Source organism: Actinoplanes oryzae (assembly GCF_030757795.1).
GTDB lineage: Bacteria > Actinomycetota > Actinomycetes > Mycobacteriales > Micromonosporaceae > Actinoplanes.
This window is the reverse complement of the sequence record NZ_JAUQWH010000022.1, coordinates 50928-72293: the sequence shown is the minus strand read 5'-3', so window position 1 is coordinate 72293 and position 21366 is coordinate 50928. Positions and strand designations below refer to the sequence as shown.

General features: G+C 72.3%; 21 protein-coding genes and 1 tRNA gene. 15 read left to right on the top strand and 7 right to left on the bottom strand.

Going from position 1 to position 21366, the window contains the following annotated elements:
- Window positions 1-1479 (bottom strand): hypothetical protein (locus RBH18_RS10640; protein ID WP_306206323.1); only part of this gene is annotated, 1479 nt, incomplete at its 3' end.
- Between the two features lie 107 nt (window positions 1480-1586).
- Window positions 1587-3239, bottom strand: a complete 1653-nt coding sequence (locus RBH18_RS10635) for a copper resistance CopC/CopD family protein (protein ID WP_306206321.1) — start codon at window positions 3237-3239, stop codon at window positions 1587-1589.
- Between the two features lie 70 nt (window positions 3240-3309).
- Between RBH18_RS10635 and RBH18_RS10630 the strand changes: the two genes are divergently transcribed.
- The 7 genes from RBH18_RS10630 to RBH18_RS10600 all read left to right on the top strand — a co-directional run bounded on the left by RBH18_RS10630 (window position 3310) and on the right by RBH18_RS10600 (window position 8405).
- Window positions 3310-3873 (top strand): sigma-70 family RNA polymerase sigma factor, encoded by a 564-nt coding sequence (locus tag RBH18_RS10630; RefSeq protein ID WP_372338896.1) that lies wholly within the window; start codon window positions 3310-3312, stop codon window positions 3871-3873.
- A gap of 77 nt (window positions 3874-3950) precedes the next feature.
- A complete protein-coding gene (locus RBH18_RS10625) occupies window positions 3951-4412 on the top strand; it encodes a MauE/DoxX family redox-associated membrane protein (RefSeq protein ID WP_306206327.1) in 462 nt (153 codons plus the stop codon).
- Window positions 4409-5140 (top strand): DsbA family protein, encoded by a 732-nt coding sequence (locus RBH18_RS10620; RefSeq protein WP_306206317.1) that lies wholly within the window; start codon window positions 4409-4411, stop codon window positions 5138-5140. Before RBH18_RS10625 ends, RBH18_RS10620 begins: the two co-directional genes overlap by 4 nt.
- Window positions 5137-6102, top strand: coding sequence for a hypothetical protein (locus tag RBH18_RS10615; protein ID WP_306206315.1), 966 nt, complete (start codon window positions 5137-5139; stop codon window positions 6100-6102). The genes RBH18_RS10620 and RBH18_RS10615 overlap by 4 nt, the downstream gene beginning before the upstream one ends.
- The gene (gene bcp, locus RBH18_RS10610; RefSeq protein WP_306206313.1) at window positions 6099-6569 is read left to right on the top strand and encodes a thioredoxin-dependent thiol peroxidase; all 471 of its coding nucleotides are present in this window, start codon (window positions 6099-6101) and stop codon (window positions 6567-6569) included. The genes RBH18_RS10615 and bcp overlap by 4 nt, the downstream gene beginning before the upstream one ends.
- A 31-nt stretch (window positions 6570-6600) precedes the next feature.
- Window positions 6601-8169, top strand: coding sequence for a methyl-accepting chemotaxis protein (locus RBH18_RS10605; protein ID WP_306206311.1), 1569 nt, complete (start codon window positions 6601-6603; stop codon window positions 8167-8169).
- A gap of 153 nt (window positions 8170-8322) precedes the next feature.
- A tRNA-Leu gene (locus tag RBH18_RS10600) sits at window positions 8323-8405 on the top strand.
- A 12-nt stretch (window positions 8406-8417) separates the two neighbouring features.
- Here the strand turns inward: RBH18_RS10600 and RBH18_RS10595 are convergent.
- Window positions 8418-8789 (bottom strand): type II toxin-antitoxin system VapC family toxin, encoded by a 372-nt coding sequence (locus tag RBH18_RS10595; RefSeq protein WP_306206310.1) that lies wholly within the window; start codon window positions 8787-8789, stop codon window positions 8418-8420.
- On the bottom strand, window positions 8786-9040 hold the full coding sequence (locus RBH18_RS10590) for a type II toxin-antitoxin system Phd/YefM family antitoxin (protein ID WP_306206307.1): 255 nt from the start codon (window positions 9038-9040) through the stop codon (window positions 8786-8788). The genes RBH18_RS10595 and RBH18_RS10590 overlap by 4 nt, the downstream gene beginning before the upstream one ends.
- Before the next feature lie 106 nt (window positions 9041-9146).
- On the opposite strand from RBH18_RS10590, the gene RBH18_RS10585 reads away from it, so the two are divergent.
- Window positions 9147-9662 carry a GNAT family N-acetyltransferase gene (locus RBH18_RS10585; protein WP_306206305.1) on the top strand — a complete coding sequence of 172 codons (516 nt, stop codon included), beginning with the start codon at window positions 9147-9149 and terminating at the stop codon, window positions 9660-9662.
- A gap of 3 nt (window positions 9663-9665) precedes the next feature.
- On the opposite strand, the gene RBH18_RS10580 is transcribed toward RBH18_RS10585, so the two are convergent.
- Genes RBH18_RS10580 through RBH18_RS10570 form a run of 3 tightly spaced genes read right to left on the bottom strand, consistent with a single transcriptional unit; the run spans window position 9666 to window position 11790 of the window.
- The gene (locus RBH18_RS10580) at window positions 9666-10631 is read right to left on the bottom strand and encodes an expansin EXLX1 family cellulose-binding protein (RefSeq protein WP_306206304.1); all 966 of its coding nucleotides are present in this window, start codon (window positions 10629-10631) and stop codon (window positions 9666-9668) included.
- Window positions 10632-10674: 43 nt separating this feature from the next.
- The gene (locus RBH18_RS10575; protein WP_306206302.1) at window positions 10675-11454 is read right to left on the bottom strand and encodes an MOSC domain-containing protein; all 780 of its coding nucleotides are present in this window, start codon (window positions 11452-11454) and stop codon (window positions 10675-10677) included.
- A 12-nt stretch (window positions 11455-11466) separates the two neighbouring features.
- A complete protein-coding gene (locus RBH18_RS10570; RefSeq protein ID WP_306206300.1) occupies window positions 11467-11790 on the bottom strand; it encodes a hypothetical protein in 324 nt (107 codons plus the stop codon).
- A gap of 151 nt (window positions 11791-11941) precedes the next feature.
- Between RBH18_RS10570 and RBH18_RS10565 the strand changes: the two genes are divergently transcribed.
- From RBH18_RS10565 to hutH, 7 genes are all read left to right on the top strand, one after another.
- Window positions 11942-13450 (top strand): family 20 glycosylhydrolase, encoded by a 1509-nt coding sequence (locus tag RBH18_RS10565; protein WP_306206298.1) that lies wholly within the window; start codon window positions 11942-11944, stop codon window positions 13448-13450.
- 223 nt (window positions 13451-13673) lie between these two features.
- Complete coding sequence (locus RBH18_RS10560) at window positions 13674-14522, top strand: MurR/RpiR family transcriptional regulator (protein ID WP_306206296.1); 849 nt, start codon at window positions 13674-13676, stop codon at window positions 14520-14522.
- A gap of 11 nt (window positions 14523-14533) precedes the next feature.
- Window positions 14534-16168, top strand: a complete 1635-nt coding sequence (gene hutU, locus RBH18_RS10555; RefSeq protein WP_306206295.1) for a urocanate hydratase — start codon at window positions 14534-14536, stop codon at window positions 16166-16168.
- Window positions 16165-17355, top strand: coding sequence for an allantoate amidohydrolase (locus RBH18_RS10550; RefSeq protein WP_306206293.1), 1191 nt, complete (start codon window positions 16165-16167; stop codon window positions 17353-17355). Before hutU ends, RBH18_RS10550 begins: the two co-directional genes overlap by 4 nt.
- On the top strand, window positions 17352-18626 hold the full coding sequence (locus tag RBH18_RS10545; protein ID WP_306206291.1) for a formimidoylglutamate deiminase: 1275 nt from the start codon (window positions 17352-17354) through the stop codon (window positions 18624-18626). Before RBH18_RS10550 ends, RBH18_RS10545 begins: the two co-directional genes overlap by 4 nt.
- Window positions 18623-19771, top strand: a complete 1149-nt coding sequence (hutI, locus tag RBH18_RS10540) for an imidazolonepropionase (protein WP_306206289.1) — start codon at window positions 18623-18625, stop codon at window positions 19769-19771. Before RBH18_RS10545 ends, hutI begins: the two co-directional genes overlap by 4 nt.
- A complete protein-coding gene (gene hutH, locus RBH18_RS10535; protein WP_306206287.1) occupies window positions 19768-21303 on the top strand; it encodes a histidine ammonia-lyase in 1536 nt (511 codons plus the stop codon). The genes hutI and hutH overlap by 4 nt, the downstream gene beginning before the upstream one ends.
- Window positions 21304-21366: the final 63 nt, after the last annotated feature.

Here is a 21366-nt window from a genome sequence, read left to right as displayed (position 1 = left end):
GTTGTGCTTGGCGACGGCCTTGGCGAGGGCGGCGCGGTGGGCGGCTACGGCTGCGGCGGCCCGGGCTTCGGTTTCCTTGGCTCGGGCGGCGGCGGTTTCGGCTACCCAGGCGCCTACCGCGGAGGCTTCGAAGATGGGCAGGTCCGGGGCCGGGCGGTGGCGGGCCGGGGTGGCGGCGGTCGCTGGGGTGCCGGCCGCTCCCGGGGTGGCGGGTGGACGGGCCGGGGTGGAGGCCGCTCCCGGGGTGGCGGGTGGACGGGCCGGGGTGGGGGCAGCCGACGGGTGGAGACCCGGGGTGCGGGTGGGCATCAGCTTGAGGGGTTCGCCGGGGGCCGGCTTGGCGTTCGGCTGGGTGGGGGCGTCCGGGGACGTGAGCGGCTGCGCGGGGGTGTCCGGGGACGTGAGCGGCTGCGCGGGGGCGACGGGCTGCGTCGGTGCGTCCGGCGAGCCGACGGAGGGGGAGGCGGCTGCGGCGCCCGCCGCCGTGACGGTGGGCGCGAAGGCGGCCGGGACCAGGGCCGGGTCGACCACGGGGGGCGACGGCATCGGGATGGCAGGGGCGGCGGTGGCGGTGGCCGCGGTGGCGGAGGCCGCTGCAGCGGAGTTCGCGGCCGGGCGTGGGGGCCAGACCAGGGAGGGTGGGCGGGTTCGGGACTGGGTGTCGGCGAGGGTGTGGGGGCGGTGGGTGGCGGCGTGGCGGCCGCCGGCCGTGCGGCTCAGCGGGAGGGGGGCGCCGATGGCCTGCATCAGGCTGGGGACCTGGCTGGGTTCGACGACGTAGACGACTTCGCGGCGGCGGGCGGGCCAGCCGAGGATGATCATGCCGAGCATGACGAGGAGGGTGCCGGCGGTCAGGAGGCCCCAGGTGGCCTGGTTGAGCCAGCCGGGCTGGACCGCGGCGGTGCTCTCCAGGCGTACGCCGGGCTGGGCCGCCGGGTTCATGATGATCAGCGAGTACGGGGTGTCGCGCAGGTCGGCCGGGTTCCAGGAGACCGAGCCGCGGCCCGTGGCCAGCCAGAAGCCCGCCTTGCCGGGAAGCTGTTCCGGGGCGCGGGTGCCGGGGACGAGCCTGCCCGTCACGGGGAGCGCGCCGGTGCCCAGGTCGATCGAGGCGACCGAGATGCGGGGCAGGTCCGCCAGGTACGCCGCGGCGTCGGCGCGCGGGGCGAGGCCGACGAAGGCCGGGCCCTGGGCGGTGTCCGCGGTGACGCGCAGGCGGGTGTCGCCGACGCGGGCGAACGGGGCGTCGGCGCGCAGGAGCTTGTCGACGTCGTCGACCACGACGGCGTAGCCGGAGGTGGCGAGGCGCTGCATCGTCCCGGTGAACGCACCGCTCGCGTCGCGGTGTTGCAGGGCGGCCCAGAAGGCGCCTCCGGCGAGCAGTGCGGGCAGGCCGGCGGTCAGCAGCAGCATGCCGAGGATCGTGCGGAGCAGCCGCATCTCGATCACCCCTTCTCGGTCGGTACTGGGCAGGACCATACAGCCCTAAATACCGCCAAAATGGTCAAACAGCTCTTTAGCCCTCCAACGGTTTAAAAAGCAGAAGGGCCGCGCCGAAACCGGCGCGGCCCTTCATGCGGAAATGGCTAGCTGATGTTCGCGGTCATCGTCACCGTGGACTGGTCGATGTCGCTGGTACGCGCGGTGAACTTGAACGTCCACTGGCCCGCCATCGGCAGCGCGATGTCGCCCACCGCGTGGAAATCGGTGATGCGCAGGAGCGGCACCTCGATGGGCTCGATGCCCTTCGACTCGAGGGCGGCCGTCCCCGACCACTCGACCACGGTGAGCGGCTTGTTGTCGGGCGTGTAGGCGTACAGGTGAATGGAGTTGTTGCCGACCGTCGCCGGGAAGATGTCGACCTGCAGGGTCATGGAGTCGTCGCGCAGGGTCTGGGAGACCGTCTGGGTGGTCGTCGCCGCGGTCTCGGCCGCCTCGGCGGTGCGCGGCGGGGAGATCTGCACGAGCGCGGACGTCACGCCGAGCACCACGGCGGTGATGACGAGCTCCACGACGACGGCGCGGCGCAGGATGCCCGGTCGCTCGCCGGCCTGCTCCCGGACGAGCTTGCGGGAGAACGCCGCGACGCCGATCACCAGGGCCGCCAGGGCGATCTTCACGAGGATCAGCCGGCCGTACGTGCTGTCGATCAGGCCCTGGAACGACGACACTTCGATCAGCGCGGACACCGAGCCGGCGACGATGAGCGCGGCCACGGCGGTCGCGGCCCAGCGGGACCAGATCGGCAGGATCGCCCCGAGCTCGCGCTGGTTGGCCTGGCGGAGCAGGAAGCCGACGAGCATCACCAGGCCGCCCAGCCAGACCGCCATCGCCGCGAGGTGAATTGCGTCGACGACCACGGAGACGCCGGCGACCGGGGAGGCCGTCGGGTGCCCGGTGAGCGGCCACGTGGCGATCGCTCCCACGCCGAGGACGCCGAGCAGGGCGAGGTCGGCCTTGTTGTCGGCGCGGGCGCCGGTCAGCAGCGGGCGCAGCAGGAACGCCGCCGCCACGATCACGCCCAGGCGCACGAGCATCACGGCGCCGAAGGTGCTGCCCAGCACGTCCTGGAGGTCGGTGCGGGAGACGCCGAAGAGACTGGACCCCGTCGAGTACGGCGCCTGCAGCCACAACGCGAGCACGGTGCTCAGCAGCACGAGGCCCACGCCGGTCCACACCAGGCGCGCCGGACCGGTCCGGGGCAGGCGGTGGGGCCACAGGAGCGCGAGCACGAGCACCGGGCCGACGAGCAGGACCAGGCCCGCGTACCCCAGATATTTGCCGACCGGGATCAGCGCGCGGACCACGGGGTCGACATTCTGCGCGACCTCCGTCTCCGTGGGCGGCGTGGAGGCCGCCCCGACGGAGTAGAGCAGCGTGCCGGCGACGGGGTGGCTGTCCGCGGACACGACCCGGTAGCTGACGAGGTAGGTGCCGCGGCCCCCGCCCGTACGCAGGGGAATCGTGATCGTGCCCCCGCTGGCCTGCGGCTCGCCCTGGTCCGCGCGGCTGCCGTCGGGAGCCAGCACCTGGATCTTGCCGGAGATCAGCTGCACCGACTCGCTGAAGGTCAGCGTGATCTTGTTCGGCGCGTCGGGGACGATCGTGTTGGCGCCCGGGTCGCTGGCCACCAGGGCGGCGTGCGCGCTGGCCGGGGCGGCCGGGCCGAGCAGGGCCCCGGCGAGGCCGAGGAGCAGCCCGATCAGGGCCACGACGGCCCGGCGACGGTCAACGGTCATGCGAGTGAGGCCCCCCAACGGCGAACAGGCGGACTAAACGTGCCACAGTTCCCGGCGGCTTTGCCACTTCATGGCGGGCGTACCATCTCGGGTTGTGACAGCCAGCGACCCTCTCACCGAGCTCGCCCTCCGGGCGCGGGCCGGTGACGCCGCCGCCCAGGCTGCCCTCGTGCGCGGCACCCAGGCCGAGGTGTGGCGGTTCACCGCCGCGCTGGTCGACCCCGGCGCCGCGGACGATCTGACCCAGGAGACGTTCCTGCGGGCGTTCAAGGCGCTGCCGTCCTTCGAGGCGCGCGCCGGGATCCGCACCTGGCTGCTCGGCATCGCCCGGCGCACCTGCGCCGATCATCTGCGCGCCGTGGTGCGCCGCCGGCGGCTGGACGCGCGGCTGGCGGCCGAGGTCTGGACCGACCGGCCGCACCACCCCGATCCCGCCCACCGGCTCGGCGCGGCCGACCTGCTGGGCCGGCTCGGCGAGGAGCGTCGCACCGCGTTCGTGCTCACCCAGGTGCTCGGCCTCTCCTACGCGGAGGCCGCCGAGGTGGAGGACGTCGCGATCGGCACGATCCGCTCCCGCGTGGCCCGCGCCCGCGAGGAGCTGGTCAGCGCGGTGGCTCAGGCACAGGCTTCTTGAGGGATAAATACAGCTAACCCCCAGCGGAAGTACGGAACCCCGCGGCACCACGCGCCGACTAAGGAAGCGTGGTGAGAATGCAGCCGTGGATCTCGACAGCCGCCCGGCTGGGGCTGGCCGTCGTCTGGCTCGTCGCGGGCGGGCTCAAGGTCGGCGACCTGGCCGCCTCGGGGCGGGCGGTGAACGCGTACCAGATCTTCCCGTACGACGTGGCGAAGGTCATCGGCGCCGCGCAGCCCTTCCTGGAGATCGCGCTCGGCCTGCTGCTGCTTGCGGGCCTGGCCGTCCGCCTGGTCGCCGGCATCTCCGCCGTCGTGCTCGTGATCTTCATCGCCGGCATCGTCTCGGCATGGGCGCGCGGGCTGGCCATCGACTGCGGCTGCTTCAGCTCGGGCGGGCAGCTCGGCGCGGGCGCCACCCCGGTCTACGGCTGGGACATCGCGCGTGACGCCGGCTTCCTCGCACTGGCCGGAATTCTGCTGGTGTGGCCGCGCACGCGCTGGTCGGCGGACAGCATCCTGATGGGGGACGAACGATGAGCAAAGCAACCAAGCAGCGCGCCGCCGAGGCCCGGCGCATCGTCGCGCAGCAGAAGGCGCGGGAGCGGCGCCGGACAGTCACGCTGTGGACGTCCGTCGGCGTGGTGGCCGTCCTCGTCATCGCGGGCCTGATCGGCTGGGCGGTGCTGGCCGGGCAGGAGAAGGACACGGCGGGTAGCGTCGTGGTCCCGCCCACCGCGACCGACAACGGGACGGCCTTCGCCCGCGGCGAGGGTCCCGTGACGATCGACATCTACGAGGACTTCATGTGCCCGATCTGCCACGAGTTCGAGGACTCGGCGGGTCCGACGATCACCCAGCTCGTCGACGCCAAGAAGGTCACGGTCAACTACCACCCGATCTCGATCCTCGACCGTTACTCCAACGGGACGCAGTATTCGACACGCGCGGCGGGCGCCGCGGCGGCCGCGGCGGCGGGCGGGAAGTTCTACGAGTACCACGAGGCCCTCTTCGCGAACCAGCCCGAGGAGAACAGCGACGGCCTGGACAACGCCAAGCTGATCGAGCTGGGCAAATCGGTGGGACTGACGGATCAGGCGTTCGCGGACGCGGTGACCGGCAAGACCTACACGGGCTGGGCGACGGACGTCACCGACAAGGCCTCCGCGGCCGGGGTCACCGGCACGCCGACGGTCAAGGTGAACGGACAGCAGCTCACGAACCCCACCGCCGACGCGCTGCAGCAGGCGGTGACGGCGGCCGGGTGAGAAAGGCCCTCTTCCTCGCGGTGCTGACCGGGGCGCTCCTCGTTCCGGCCGGCCCCGCGTCGGCGCACGGCGGCGAGGCACCGGACGCCACGGCGTACCGGATCGAGGTGACCGGCCTCACCGAGCAAGTGCCCGGCCTGACCGTCCGGGTCGTCGAGGCGGGCGCGCGGCTCGAGCTGGTCAACGAGACCGGGCACAGCGTGGAGGTGCTCGGCTACCAGGGCGAGCCGTACCTCGACGTGCGCCCGGACGGCGTGTGGCAGAACGTCAACTCGCCGGCCACGTACACGAACGCGACGTTGGACGGCGATGCGGCCGTACCGGCGACTGCCGATCCCACCGCGGCGCCGCAGTGGCGGAAGATCTCGGCGGAGACCACCGTCCGCTGGCACGATCAGCGGGACCGCTGGCTCTCCGACGGGCTGCCGCCCCAGGCGCAGGCCGACCCGTCGCGGCCGCACGAGCTGCGGAAGTGGGCCGTGCCGTTGCGCTCGGGGGCGCGTACCTATGCGGTGGAAGGCACTTTGACCTGGGAGCCGCCGCCGCGTGCGTGGCTGTGGTGGGCGGGGGCTGTCGCGCTCGCGGCCGGGATCGTGCTGGCCCGCCGCTGGGTGGGGCCGGTCGCGCTGGTCGCGGGCCTGACCACCCTCGCGTACGCGATCACGCGCGCGGCCGTCGGCGTGGACGCCCAGGCTCCGGCCATCGTCGCCGCGCTGCTCGCGATCGGCGCGGGCGTGTGGCGCAGACCGTTCCTCCTGCTGCTGGGCGGCGGCGCCCTGGCGATCTTCGGCGGCTTCAACGATGTGGGCGTCCTCACGCAGGCGGTCGTCCACTTCCCCGGTCCCGGGTGGGTGGCGCGGGGGGCCGTACTCGTCGCCCTGGGAGCCGGAGCGGGCACTGCCGTGACCGGCGTGCTGCGCCTGCGGGCCACGCAGCCGGCCCGGATAACCTCGGACGCATGACTGAGCGGCTCTCCGCGGGGGACCCGGCCCCCGACTTCTCCCTGCCCACCGACAACGGCGACACCCTGACGCTCAAGGACCTGCGCGGGCGCAAGGTGATCCTGTACGTCTACCCCGCCGCGATGACGCCCGGCTGCACCACGCAGGCGTGCGACTTCCGCGACAACCTGGGCTCGATCCAGGCCGCCGGCTACGAGGTCGTCGGCATCTCCCCCGACTCCCCCGACAAGCTGGCGACGTTCCGCGAGCGCGACGCCATCACGTTCCCGCTGGTGAGCGACGCGGACAAGAGCGTGCTGACCGCGTACGGCGCCTTCGGCGAGAAGATGAACTACGGCAAGACCGTCATGGGCGTCATCCGCTCGACCTTCGTGATCGACGAGAACGGCGCGATCGAGAAGGCGATGTACAACGTCAAGGCGACGGGTCACGTGGCCAAGCTGCGCCGGGATCTCGGTATCGACTGACTGCGGCGCGTTTGTCCCCGATTCTGGTTCTGTGCTCGTCGCTCACAAACTGTTCGCCGGATTCGGGGCCCTCGGCGTCCTGGTGGTGGCCGTCGGCGCCACCGGGCTCGCCGAGCTGCACAGCGCCAACCGGCGCCTGGAGACGATGTACGACCACAATCTCCAGGCCATCGGCCACCTCGGCGAGGTCCGGGCCTCGGTCCAGCAGGCGACGGCGCTGTCGGACAAGCTGCTGCTGCGCTCGCCGCTGACCGACGTGGCGGACGTCCGGTCGGCGATCCAGCGGCTGGACACGACGATCGACGGGACCTGGCAGGCGTACGTGGCCCAGCCGGCCGGCGGCACGTCCGACGACCGCGCAGCGTTCGCCACGGGCCTCGCCGAGTACCGGAAGGTCCGGGACCAGCAGCTCGTCCCGGCCGCCGAGGCGAACAGCCTGAGCACGTTCCTCGGCGTGCAGAACAACTACATCGACCCGCTCACCAGCAAGATCACCGTGGCGCTCAACAACCTGGCCACGCGCGAGGACCAGGCGGCGGCGCGGGAGAAGAACCAGGCGAGCCGGTCGGCGACGGTGGCGCAGATCATCACCTTCGTGCTGGTGGGCCTGGGCATCGTCGCCGCGGTGCTGATCGCCCTCGTGGCGAGCCGGGCCATCGCGGGTCCGCTGCGCCGGACGGTCGTGGTGCTGGAGGGGCTGGCCGCCGGGCGGCTGGACCAGCGGCTCACGCTGACCTCCCACGACGAGGTCGGCCGGATGGCGGACGCGCTCAACACCGCCCTGGACCGCCTGACCGCCGCCATGCGCGACATCGGCACCAACGTCACCACGCTGGCCACGTCGTCGGAGGACCTCACCGCCGTCGCCACCCGGATGAACGCGTCGGCGGCCCGGTCCGCGTCCCGGGCCGGCGCCGTCTCCACCGCCTCGGAGGAGATCAGCCGCACCATCGGCACCGTCTCCGCGGGCGCCGAGGAGATCGGCAGCTCGATCAGCGAGATCGCCCGCAGCACCTCCAGCGCCGCCGACGTGGCCGGCCAGGCGGTCCGCAGCTCCGGCGAGGCCGGCCGGATCCTCGAGAAGCTGGGCTCCTCGTCCGCCGAGATCGTCTCCGTCATCAAGATGATCACCGGCATCGCCGAGCAGACCAACCTGCTGGCCCTCAACGCCACGATCGAGGCCGCCCGGGCCGGCGAGGCGGGCAAGGGCTTCGCCGTGGTCGCCGGCGAGGTCAAGGAGCTCGCCCAGGAGACGGCCCGCGCCACCGAGGACATCCGCGACCGCGTCGGCGCCATCCAGGCCGACTCCGCCGCCGCGGTCGCCGCCATCGCCGAGATCGGCGCGGTCATCGACCAGATCAACGCCACCCAGAGCGCCATCGCCGCCGCCGTCGAGCAGCAGACCGCCACCACCAACGAGATGAGCCGCAACGTCGGCGAGATGGCCACCGGCTCCCACCAGATCACCGCCAACGTGGCCGAGGTCGCCGACGCCGCCGGCCAGACCACCGAGGCCGCCGCCGACACCGCCACCGCGGCCGACCAGCTCGCCCGCGTCGCCCACGACCTGCAACGCAGCCTGGCCATGTTCCGCTACTGACCGGCCACCCGACCCACGGCGGCCGTCATGCGGCCTGGACCCGCGCGGCGGCCGCCGTGCTCCGGTTCTCGCCTTTCCGGGCACGGCCACCGAGCTGGGCATGGTCCGGACGGTCTAGACTTCTGGCATCGATCTCGTGCGTGCACGGATCAAGCGGAAGTGGCGTAATGGCAGCCGCGTCAGGTTTAGGTCCTGGTGTCCGAAAGGGCGTGCGGGTTCGAATCCCGCCTTCCGCACCGCCCCGCCGCTCAGACCGGCAGCAGCTCCACCTCGTATTTGTGGATCTGCGCATCGCGGGTGACCAGCGTCATGCCCTCGCACAGCGCCTGGGCCACCAGGATCCGATCGAAGGGATCGCGGTGGTGCTGAGGCAGCCGGGCGGCGGCGATGCCATGATCCGCCGTGATGGGAAGGTGCCGGAAGCCGCAGCCGAGGATGCGCTCCGGAAGATCCGGGGGCTCCAGTTTGCCGAGGGATTGCTTGATCGCCACCTCCCAGACCGTCGCCGCGCTGACGTAGACGTCCGGCTCGTGATCCAGCCGATCCTTGATCTCCCCGGCCAGCGTGTCGTCGTCGGCGAGCCACCAGATGACGACGTGGGTGTCCAGCAGGAGGCTCACGGGGTCGAGCCGAAGTCCGCCGCTATGGCGTCGTTGACCTCGGCGGAATCCCAGTCCTCCGCGACGACGAGGCGCCCGGCGAGGGAGCCACGGCCCGTGCGGCTGACCCTGCGGTGCAGCGGGACCACCTTGGCGACGGGCGATCCGGCACGGCTGATGATGATCTCCTCGCCGTGCTCCACCCGGTCGATGATGCGCGACAGGTTGGTCTTGGCCTCGTGAATGTTGAACTGAAGAGCCGGCTCGGACATCACACCCCTCCTTAGCTAAGAGGTTAGTCCGGCTGGTCGGGGCATCGCCAGTCGCAGGGCCGACCCGGCGGCCAAACAGCGGCGCCGGGGCCGGGAGGATGGCGGGATGGCGCTCAGTTTTGTGGTTGATCCTCCGCTGACGGCCGAGCTGCGGGAGGAGATCGTGCGGCTGTGGACCGACGTGACGAATGCCGGTGGGGCGGTCGGGTTCGTGGGGCCGGTCACGGCGGCGGACGTACGGCCGGTGGCGGACGTGGCCTTCGCCGGGGTGACGGACGGGCCGGACCATCTGCTGGCCGGGTTCGACGACGGGCGGCTGGTGGGGTTTCTGGTCGCCGTCGACAACCGGTTCGGGTTGAAGGCGCACTGGCGGGTGCTCAAGCGGGTCATGGTGCGGCCGGGCAGTCAGGGGCTCGGCTACGGCGCCGCGCTGCTGCGGGAGGCCGCCGAGCTGGGGCGGCGGCTGGGGCTGGAGGGGTTGCAGGTGACCGTGCGGGACGGGCACGGGCTCGACCGGTTCTATGCGCGGGCCGGATACGTGGAGGTCGGGCGCATCCCCGGGGCGCTGCGGATCGGCCCCGGGGATGATCGCGACGAGCTGTTCATGTGGCTGAAGCTGTGAGGCTCAGCAGTGCGAGGTCGCCGTTCCCGCGGTGAGGGCGAGGTCCTGCGCGTCCTCGGTGGTGGCTTCCGGGAGGGGTGCGACGGAGGTGGTGGAGGGCGCCGCCTTCTTGACGGCGGGCGACTTCGTCGCGGAGGCGCTGGGCGAGGCTGCCTTCTTCGCCGCGGGCGACTTCTTCTTGGCGGCGGGTGCGGCGGCCTCGGTCTGGACTGCCACCGAGCCGCCGGTGAAGCGTACGGACGTCTTCTGGGTCTGCTGCGGCAGCAGCTCGATGCCCTTCGCCGTGACCGTGTTGCCGTAGACGTCGGTCATGCGGATCTGGAACGGGCCGCTGCCGGCGCCCGACTCGATGAGCCAGAAGTTGTAGTCGGTGCGGGTCGCCGACTTCCAGCTGCCGCCGGAGCTCTTCGCCTCGAGCGACTTCACGGCGTTGCCGGTGTTGTCGGGCTGGACGGCGAACCAGTACTGCGACGAGCCCTCCTTGAACTCGAAGCTGATCGGGCCGACGCCGGACGGGTTGGGCACGGTCTTGTAGGTGATCGGGATGATGCCGTCGATCTCGGCGCCGATCTTCTTGTAGGCGGTGCGGCTCAGGTCGAGGTGGCCGGTGGCGCACTCGAGGCAGCGGTCGAAGACCTTGACGCGGACCTTGCCCTCGGGGCCGGTCACGTCGAGGTAGCTGCCGCAGGCGGCGCCGCCGGAGTATTCGTCGTTGCCCAGCGCCACGTACAGGTCGTCGGCGGGCGGGTCGAAGGAGCAGTTGCCCTGGGTGCCGGCGAGGTCGTAGAAGGTGGCCTTGCCCGAGTGTTTGGCGCTGCTCGGCGGGGCGGCACAGGCGCTGCCGCCGTTCTGCAGCATGAGCGCCGTGCCGAGCACACCGGCCAGCACGACGGCGCCGCCGGTGGCGAGCCAGCGCGGGGCGAGCCAGCGGGGACGGGGGCGGCGATGGGTGGTCAGGTCGGCATCCACGTCGGAGCATCCTCCGGGGCCGCGGGCACCCCGGACAACGAACCTAAGACAGCCTTAAGACAGTCTCCCCCGCCCGGATGACATGCGTCTCACCTGGCAACTCTTCCGGGATCAGGTTGACACCGAAGAGCAGGCGGCCGTCGACGCGGCGGACTCTGCCCAGCGTCCGGAGCGGCTCCCGGCCGCGCTCGCCCGTCTCCTGGTCGATCGTCGACACGACGCAGCGGTTGCAGCCCTCGGCGACCCGGAAGGTCACCTCGCCGAGCCGGATCCGCCCGCCGACCCACGAGTCCTCCTCCCACGCGGCGCCGCCGGACACCACGACGTTGGGCCGGAAGTTGACGATGGGCACCCCGGCGTCCAGGGCAATGTGGGAGGCCTCGTTGACGAGCAGCACCGGGAAGCCGTCCGCGAAGCTGACGCGGTCGCTGTCGCGGGCGTTGCGCGCGATCGGGCGTACCGTGGGGTCGGCGAGCCAGGCCAGGCGGGCCGGGCGGCCCAGCAGCTCGGTGAGGAGCTCCTGGGCCGGGTCCGCCAGCCGGGCGGTCAGCGGCGGCCTGGAGCTGAAGACGCGGATCGTCGCCTTGGGCCCGTCGACCGGCTCCGCCACGTCGACACCGTTCAGGCTCAGGCCGCCGGGGCGTGGCACCGCGCGCAGCCGGGTCAGGGCGGGCGCCTGCCGCTGCGTGATGCCGACGCCGTCCGCGTCGATCGCCATCCAGCGCCGATCCCCGGCCAGCCCCCACGGCTCGGTCACCGCCGCGTCGTGCGCCAGCCGGCGACACCCCTTGACCGGGTACGTGTACAGCGCCGAGATGTGCATCCGGTCAGCATTTCACTCGAACTGCCGGGCCAGTGCGCGGTGTGCCGTTGCCGCCTCCGCCGCCTGAGCCGCCGTGACGAACGACCCGGGCATGGCGGCCATCCGCTCCACCTGTTCGGCCGCGAGCTCGTGCTCGTGGCGTGCGTGCTCGCGGCACGGCAGACAGGTGACGCTGCCGGGGCGGGCGGACGTCATCGCGTACGGGACCCGCAGCCCGCACCCCGTCGTCACCTCGCGCGGCGCGTCCCCCACCAGCCCGAACGTGGACGCGAGAACGTTGCGCACGGCCGCCTCGCCGCCGAGGCGCACCTCGACGTGGATGTGCGGATCACCCATGGCGCGGCATCTCGGGCGTGGCGGACCGTGCGCCGCCTGCATGGCTACCATGACCAATCCCGGCGACCTCGTGGGCGGCCGCATTCAGCATCATCAGATCCGCACACCCCTCGGTTCCGTTCCTGGCCTCGCGTAGGAAGGCAGTGCCGCCATGCGCCCCGGACACGGGAGGCTCCTCGCAGCCCTCCTCCTCGTTACAGGATGCGCACTGACATCCGCATCCGCCAGAGTCGTCGCCTCGGCGCCACCGGCCACCATCCCGTCGATCCAGCAATGGACAGCCGCCCCGGGGAACTACACCTTCACGGCGGCATCGCGGATCGTGACGAACACCGCGGCCCTGCAGCCCGCCGCGGGACTGCTCGCCGCGGACCTGCGGGCCGTCACCGGCTACCCGGTGCCGATCGCGGCCGGCACCCCAGCCGAGGGGGACGTCGTCCTCACTACGGGCAGTTTCGGCGACGAGGGCTATCGGCTCGCTCTGGCCGGCACCGCCACGATCAGCGGCAGCACCGCCGGTGTCTTCTACGGAACCCAGACCCTGCTGCAGATGCTCAAGCAGGAGCGATCCCTGCCCCAAGGCACCGCCACCGACGCGCCGGTCTACCGCGATCGCGGCTTCATGATCGACACCGGCCGCAAGTTCTACCCCATCGGCTGGCTCCGCGCCCGGGTGCGGGAACTGGCGTACCTGAAGTACAACCGGCTGCACCTGCACCTGACCGACGACCAGGAATTCCGCATCGAGAGCACCAGCCACCCCGAGGTCGTGTCGGCGACGCACTACACCAAGGCGCAGATCGCCGACCTCGTGGCCTATGCGGCGCAGTACCGGGTCACGATCGTTCCCGAGATCGACATGCCTGGACACATGACCCGCGTCCTGCGGGACAAACCCGGCCTCAGCCTGGTACGCACCAACGGCACAAGCAGCCTGGACCTGTCCAGCGACCAGGCATGGCCCTTGGCCCGTGACCTGATCACCGAGTACCTCCCGCTGTTCATCGGCCCCTACTGGCATCTCGGCGCCGACGAATGGCTCGGCACCGCGGAACTGTCCCGGTTCCCGCAGCTCGGCCGGCGCGCTCACCAGCTGTTCGGCAGCGCCGCCACCGGCCGGGACCTGCAGTACGACTTCATCAACAAGGTCAACGACCTGGTACGCGCCAACGGCAAGACCCTGCGAATCTGGAACGACCAACTCGTCCCGGGGACCGTCGTCGACGTCGCGCCGACCGTCCAGATCGCACACTGGTACGGCGCCACCGACATGACCCCCCAGACTCTCGCCGCCCGCGGCCACGACCTCATCAACGCCAACTGGAACCAGCTGTACTACATCATCGGCATCAGTCGCCCCGACCCGGCCGCCATCTACGAGTCGTTCGTTCCCGAGCAGTTCGCCTTCGGCACCGGCAACACCACCATGGCCAGGTTCGACCCGCACGTGCTGGGCGCCCAACTGAGTCTCTGGGGCGAGTCCGGCCGCGACGAGCCCGAGGACGACATCGCCGCCAACCTGAAGAACCCGCTGCGAGCCCTTGCCCAGGGCACGTGGGGCTCGCCGAAGCCCACCTCGACGTACGACACGTACACCGCCGTCATCAGCGCTGTCGGAGACGCACCCGCCAGCGGCGACACGGCGGGAACCCGAAGGTGAAGGCAGCCCCACCGCCGAGGTTCGCCGATGCACTGGCCGGAAGACCCGCGGTGAGTGCTGCCGCTTGGCGGTTCGGCATCCCGATCACCGCAGGCCGGCCGCTGTGCAGGGCTCTCATGGTGGACGTCAGCACCCGGGACCCGGAGCAGGAGAGCGAAACTCCCAGCGCGTGATGCGGGCGATGGTCTAGCGCGGTGAAAGATTTCTTGCATAAGCTGCTCGGGTGAATGACCGGACCGTCACGGAGGCCGAGCGGGTGCTCGACCTCTTCCAGGGTGCACGGCTCACGCCCACGCAGCGGCGGATTGCGCACAGTCTGGTGCAGCGCGGGCCGTCGGCTGCCTATCTCTCGGCGGCGGAGGTGGCCGAGCTGGCCGGGGTCAGCCAGCCCTCGGTGACGCGGTTCGCGATGGCGCTGGGCTACAGCGGCTATCCGGCGCTGCGCAAGGTGCTGCGGGATCTGGCGACGGCGCCGGCCGGGGAGCCCGACGGGACGCAGAACGAGTTGCAGCGGGCGGTGCGGGCGGAGACGCGGCATCTGGAGCGGGTTGCCGACGATCTTGCCGGGCTGGAGGGCGTACAGCGGGCTGCGGGTCTGCTGGCGGCCAGCGCGCCCTTGCCGGTGCTCGGGTTGCGGGCGGCCGCGCCGCTGGCGGCGTATTTCGGGTATTTCGCCGCGAAGGTGCATCCGGATGTGCGGGTGCTCGACGAGGGCGGAACCGCGCTGCTGGACCGGCTCGATCAGGCGCGGGCGGCGGGGGCGAGTGCGATGCTGGTCATTGCGCTGCCACGGTATCCGCGCGAGACGCTGGTGGCGTTGCGCGAGGCGAAGGCGCTGGGGCTGAGCGTCGTCGCGCTGACCGATTCGGGGGTCAGTCCGGCCGCGGACGCGGCCGACGTGGTGCTGAGCGCGCCCGTGGGGACGCAGCTCGTGTTCGATCTGCACACCGCGCCGATGGCGATGGCGATGGTGTTGCTGCAGGCCATCTGTGACGCGGTGCCCGAGCGGGCGCAGCGGCGGCTGGAGGAGTTCGAGGCGACGGCCGCCCGCCGCCAGATCTTTCAAGGGTAGGGAGAAGAGCAATGCCCGAGGTACGTGCCGCGCGGGGCACCGCGTTCACCGCGCAGGGCTGGCCGCAGGAGGCCGCCAAGCGGATGCTCATGAACAACCTGGACCCGGAGGTGGCCGAGCGCCCCGACGACCTGGTCGTCTACGGCGGGACCGGGCGCGCCGCGCGGGACTGGCCGTCCTTCCACGCCATCGTGCGCGAGCTCGACGAGCTGAAGAACGACGAGACGCTGCTCGTGCAGTCGGGGCGCCCGGTCGGCGTGCTGCGGACCCACGAGTGGGCGCCGCGCGTGCTGCTCGCCAACTCGAACCTGGTCGGCGACTGGGCGACCTGGCCGGAGTTCCGGCGGCTGGAGCAGCTGGGGCTCACCATGTACGGCCAGATGACGGCCGGCTCGTGGATCTACATCGGGACCCAGGGCATCCTCCAGGGCACGTACGAGACGTTCGCCGCGATCGCCGCCAAGCGCTACCACGGCGACCTCGCCGGGACGCTCACGCTGACCGCCGGGTGCGGTGGCATGGGTGGTGCGCAGCCGCTCGCCGTCACGATGAACGGTGGCGTGTGCCTCATCGTCGACATCGACCGCAGCCGGCTCGAGAGGCGGGTGCAGACCCGGTATCTCGACACGGTCGCCGACAGCCTGGACGACGCCATCGCGCAGGCGGAGACCGCCAAGCGCGACAGGTCACCCCGGAGCATCGGCGTCGTGGGCAACGCGGCCGAGATCTTCCCGGAGCTGCTCCGGCGCGGGGTGGGCATCGACATCGTCACCGATCAGACCAGCGCCCACGACCCGCTGAGCTACATCCCGATCGGGGTCGGGCTGGAGGACGCCGCCGAGTACGCGCGCACGAAGCCCGAGGAGTTCACCGACCGCGCCCGCGCCAGCATGGCCCAGCACGTCGAGGCGATGGTCGGGTTCCTGGACGCGGGCGCCGAGGTGTTCGACTACGGCAACTCGATCCGGGGCGAGGCGAAGCTGGGCGGGTTCGAGCGCGCGTTCGCCTTCCCGGGGTTCGTGCCGGCGTACATCCGGCCGCTCTTCGCCGAGGGCAAGGGGCCGTTCCGGTGGGCGGCGCTCTCCGGCGACCCGAAGGACATCGCGGCCACCGACAAGGCGATCCTCGACCTGTTCCCGGAGAACGAGCCGCTCGCGCGGTGGATCCGGATGGCCGGCGAGCGCGTCGCCTTCCAGGGGCTGCCGGCGCGGATCTGCTGGCTCGGCTACGGCGAGCGGGACAAGGCCGGCGTCCGCTTCAACGAGATGGTGGCCGACGGCACGCTCTCCGCGCCGATCGTCATCGGGCGGGACCACCTGGACTCCGGGTCGGTCGCGTCGCCGTACCGGGAGACCGAGGCCATGCTCGACGGCTCGGACGCCATCGCGGACTGGCCGCTGCTGAACGCGCTCGTCAACACCGCCAGCGGGGCCAGCTGGGTGTCGATCCACCACGGCGGCGGCGTCGGCATCGGCCGGTCGATCCACGCCGGGCAGGTCTGTGTGGCGGACGGCACCGCGCTCGCCGGGCAGAAGATCGAGCGGGTGCTGACCAATGACCCGGCGATGGGTGTGCTGCGCCACGTCGACGCGGGCTACGAGTCCGCCGCCGCGTCCGGCGTCCACATCCCGATGGCGGGCGCATGACCTCCTCCTCACCCCGGGCCTTCGACGAGCTCTGGGAGCAGATCGCGCCCATCGGCCGCGAGAGCAAGGGCTATCTGAGGTACGCCCTCAGCCCGCCCGAACTCGCCCTGCGCGACTGGTTCCGGAGTCAGGCGGCGCTGCGCGGTCTTGAGGTCACGGACGACGGCAACGGCAACTTGTTCGCGTGGTGGGGCTCGCCGTGGGCCGACGGTGCCGTGCTCACCGGTTCGCACTTCGACTCGGTCCCGTACGGCGGAGGGTATGACGGTCCGCTCGGCATCGTCAGCGCGTTCCTGGCCGTGGACGAGCTGCGGTCCCGGGGGGTGACGCCGGCGCGGGCGATCGGGGTGGCCGCCTTCGTGGAGGAGGAGGGCGGGCGGTTCGGCGTACCGTGCCTGGGGTCTCGGCTCTTGACCGGGGCCGTCGATCCCGCGCGCGCGGCGGGACTGCGCGACGCCGGCGGGGTCACTTTCGGTGCGGCGCTGGGGGCGCAGCCGGCCGGCGCGCGGCTCGATCTGGTGAGCAAGGTCTCCGCGGTGGTCGAGCTGCACATCGAGCAGGGGCGTGCCCTCGTCGGCCTGGACGCGCCCGTCGGGGTGGCGAGCGCGATCTGGCCGCACGGGCGGTGGCGGCTCGACTTCACGGGCACCGGCGACCACGCGGGCACGACGCTGATGGCCGACCGGCACGATCCGATGCTCACTTTCGCGTACACGGTGCTCGCCGCCAACAAGGAGGCGCGGCTGGCCGGGGCGCACGCGACGATGGGCCGGGTGCTCGTGGAGCCCAACGCCACCAACGCGATCCCGGCGCTGGTCCGGGGCTGGCTGGACGCGCGGGCCGCGGACACCCCCACGCTGGACCGGCTGGTCGAGGCGGTCGTGAAGCGGGCGACCGAGCGCGCCGGGCGGGACGGCACCGCGGTCGCGGTCGAGGCGGAGTCGGTGTCGCCGGAAGTGGCCTTCGACACCGCCTTGGCCGCGCGGCTCGCGGGCATTCTCGGCGGCGCGCCGATCCTGCCGACCGGGGCGGGGCACGACGCCGGGGTGCTGTCGGCGCACGTGCCGACGGCGATGCTGTTCGTCCGCAACCCGACCGGGGTGTCGCACTCCCCCGCCGAACACGCGCCGCACGAGGATTGCGTGGCGGGTGTCACGGCCTTGGCCGACGTGCTGGAAAGCCTATGAGGTACTTCGCTTCCGCCGCGTGGATCGACGGACAGGTACGCCGGGACGTCCGCCTGGAGGTCGCCGGCGGGCGGTTCACCGCCGTCGAGCCCGGCTCCGCGCCGGACGGCACGCGCCTCGAGGGGCTCGTGCTGCCCGGTTTTGCCAACGCGCATTCGCACGCCTTTCATCGGGCGCTGCGCGGGCGGACGTACGACGATCGGGGCAGCTTCTGGACGTGGCGTGAACGGATGTACGAGGTCGCGGGCCGGCTGGATCCCGACTCGTACTACGCGCTGGCCCGGGCGGTCTACGGCGAGATGGCCCTGACCGGCATCACGGCGGTGGGTGAGTTCCATTACCTGCACCATGATCCGGACGGCCGGCCCTACCCCGATCCGAACGCGATGGGCTCGGCTCTCGTCGCCGCCGCCGCCGACGCCGGGATCCGGATCACGCTGCTGGACACGCTCTATCTGACGTCCAGTGTGGAGGGCGCGCCGCCCGCCGGGGTGCAGCGCCGATTCAGCGACGGCGACGCCGACAGCTGGCTCACGCGGGTGAGCGCACTCGGTGCGGCCGATCACGCGATCATCGGCGCGGCCCTCCATTCGGTACGCGCGGTGCCGGCCGACGTGCTCGGCAAGCTCGCCGGCCGGGCGCCGCTGCACATCCACCTCTCCGAGCAGCCGGCCGAGAACGAGGCGTGCCTGGCCGTCCACGGCTGCACCCCGACCGAGCTGCTGCACCGCCACGGGATCCTCGGGCCCGGCACGACCGCCGTCCATGCGACGCACCTCACCGACCACGACGTCGAGCTCCTCGCCTCCACCGGCACCGGGGTCTGCCTGTGCCCGACCACCGAACGCGACCTCGCCGACGGCATCGGGCCCGGCCGCCGGCTGGCCGGCGCGGGCGTGCCGCTGAGCCTGGGCAGCGACAGCCACGCGGTGATCGACATGTTCGAGGAGGCGCGGGGCATGGAGCTGGACGAGCGGCTGGCCACCCGGCGGCGCGGGCACTTCTCCCCCGCCGAACTGATCGCCGCCGCGTCCGCGCACGCCGCGCTGGGCTGGGCGGACGCCGGCCGCATCGAGGTGGGCGCGCGGGCGGACCTGGTCGCGATCACCCTTGATTCGGTCCGTACGGCCGGCGCGGACCCCACGGGGATCGTCTTCGCGGCCACGGGTGCGGACGTGACGGACGTGATCGCGGACGGGCGGCACATCGTCAAGGACGGACGTCACACGACACTCGACGTGCCCGCCGCGTTGCGGGAGGTGCTGGCGTGACCGTGCTCATCACCAACATCGGCGAGCTGACCACGCAGGACGGTGAGCTCGGCACGCTGCACGACGCTGCCGTGGTCCTCGACGGCGAGCGGATCGCCTGGATCGGCCCGGCCGCCCACGCCCCCGCCGCCGACCGGCGCATCGACGCCGCGGGCCGCGCCGTGATCCCGGGCTTCGTGGACAGCCACGCGCACCTGGTGTTCGCCGGGGACCGGGCCGCCGAGTTCGCGGCGCGGATGGCCGGCGAGTCGTACACCGGCGGGGGCATCCGGACGACCGTCGCCGCCACCCGGGCCGCCTCGGACGCCGAGTTGCGAGCCGCCGCGGGCCGGCTGGTCGCGGAGATGCTGCGGCAGGGCACGACCACGGTGGAGATCAAGTCCGGGTACGGGCTGAACGTCGACGACGAGGCGCGCTCCTTGCGCATCGCGCGTTCGCTCACGCCGGAGACCACGTTCCTGGGCGCGCACGTGGTGCCGGCCGAATACCTGGACCGGCCGGACGAGTACGTGTCCCTGGTCACCGGGCCGATGCTGGCGGCCGCGGCGCCGTACGCGCGGTGGATCGACGTCTTCTGCGAGCGCGGCGCCTTCGACGGCGACCAGACGCGGGCGATCCTGACCGCGGGCGCCAAGGCCGGCCTCGCACTGCGCGTGCACACCAACCAGCTGACGGCCGGGCCGGGCGTGCAGCTCGCGGTGGAGCTGGGCGCGGCGAGTGCCGACCACTGTACGCATCTGAGCCCCGCGGACATCGACGCGCTCGCCGGCTCGGACACCGTCGCGACGCTGCTGCCCGGGGCCGAGTTCTCGACGCGGTCGCCGTATCCGGACGCGCGCGGGCTGGTCGACGCCGGTGTCACCGTGGCGCTGGCGACGGACTGCAACCCCGGCTCGTCGTACACGTCGTCGATGCCGTTCTGCGTGGCTCTGGCCGTACGGGAGATGGGTCTTGCCCCCGAGGAGGCCCTGTGGGCAGCGACCGCGGGCGGCGCGCGGAGCCTGCGGCGCGACGACATCGGCGTGTTGCGCCCCGGGGCGCGGGCGGACCTCGTGCTGCTCGACGCCCCGACGTTCCTGCATCTGGCCTACCGGCCCGGTGTCCCCCTGATCCACCAAGTTCTGCACAACGGAGTGCCGCAATGAACGTCACAGTCCAGGTCACCGGAGTCAGCGCCGCCGACGTCGTCGCGGTCGCCCGCCACGATGCGCGCATCGAGATCGCGGGAGCCGCCGTCGACGCCATGGCGCGCAGCCGGAGCATCGTGGACGGCATCGAAGCCTCCGGCCGACCGGTGTACGGCGTGTCGACCGGCTTCGGCGCGCTCGCCAACACGTCGATCGCCCCGGCGCGGCGCTCGGAGTTGCAGCATGCGCTCATTCGCTCCCACGCGGCCGGGGTGGGCGCCCCGATGCCGCGCGAGGTGGTGCGGGCGATGATGCTGCTGCGCGTACGGTCGCTGGCCCTGGGGTTGTCCGGGGTCCGCCCCGCGCTGGCGCAGGGGCTCGTCGACCTGCTCAACCACGACATCACGCCGTGGGTGCCGGAGCACGGCTCGCTCGGCGCATCGGGTGACCTTGCTCCCCTTGCGCACTGCGCGCTCGTGCTGCTCGGCGAGGGCTGGGTGCTCGGCAAGGACGGCGCGCGGGTGTCGGCGCCCGACGCGCTGCACGCGGCCGGCCTGTCGCCGCTGGCGCTGACCGCCAAGGAGGGGCTCGCGCTCATCAACGGCACGGACGGCATGCTCGGCATGCTCCTGCTCGCCATCGACGACGCGGCGCACCTCTTCACCATGGCCGACGTCACAGCGGCCCTGGCGATCGAGGCGATGCTCGGCTCGGAGCGCCCGTTCCTGCCGGAGCTGCACGCGATCCGCCCCCACCCGGGTCAGGCGGCGTCGGCGGCCAACATCCACCGGCTGCTGCAGGGCTCGGCCATCATGGACTCGCACCGCGACGACCTCGCACACGCGGTGCAGGACGCCTATTCCATGCGATGCGCGCCACAGGTTGCGGGGGCGGCGCGGGACACCCTCGATTTCGTACGGCTGACGGCGTCGCGTGAGCTCGTCTCTGTGGTGGACAACCCCGTGGTGCTCACCGACGGGCGGGTGGAGTCGACGGGCAACTTCCACGGGGCGCCGCTGGGCTTCGCCGCCGACTATCTGGCCATCGCGGCCGCCGAGGTCGGCGCCATCTCCGAGCGGCGCGTCGACAGGCTGCTCGACGTGACGCGCAACCGGGAGCTGCCGCCGTTCCTGTCCCCGGACGCGGGCGTCAACTCGGGGCTGATGATCGCGCAATACACGGCCGCGGGCATCGTCGCGGAAAATCGGCGGCTGGCGGCGCCGGCGTCGGTGGACTCGCTGCCGACCAGCGGCATGCAGGAAGACCACGTGTCGATGGGGTGGGCGGCGGCGAAGAAGCTGCGGACCGTGCTGGACAATCTGAGCAGTCTGCTGGCGGTGGAGCTGCTTTCCGGCGTACGGGGGCTGCAGTTGCGGGCGCCCTTGACGCCCTCGCCGGCGGGGCGCGCCGCGGTGTCCGCCTTCGAGCCCTTCGCCGGGACGCCGGGGCCGGACCTTTTCCTGGCGCCGGTGCTGGAGCAGGCCCGGGCAGCGGTGTCGGGCAGGGCGCTGCGCGCTTCGATCGAGTCCGCTGTGGGGGCGCTTTCCTGACCTTCAGCCGTGGACGTGGGTGCGGCCTTCCGTTGCTTCCCTCCCGGGCGTGCTTCGGCAGTC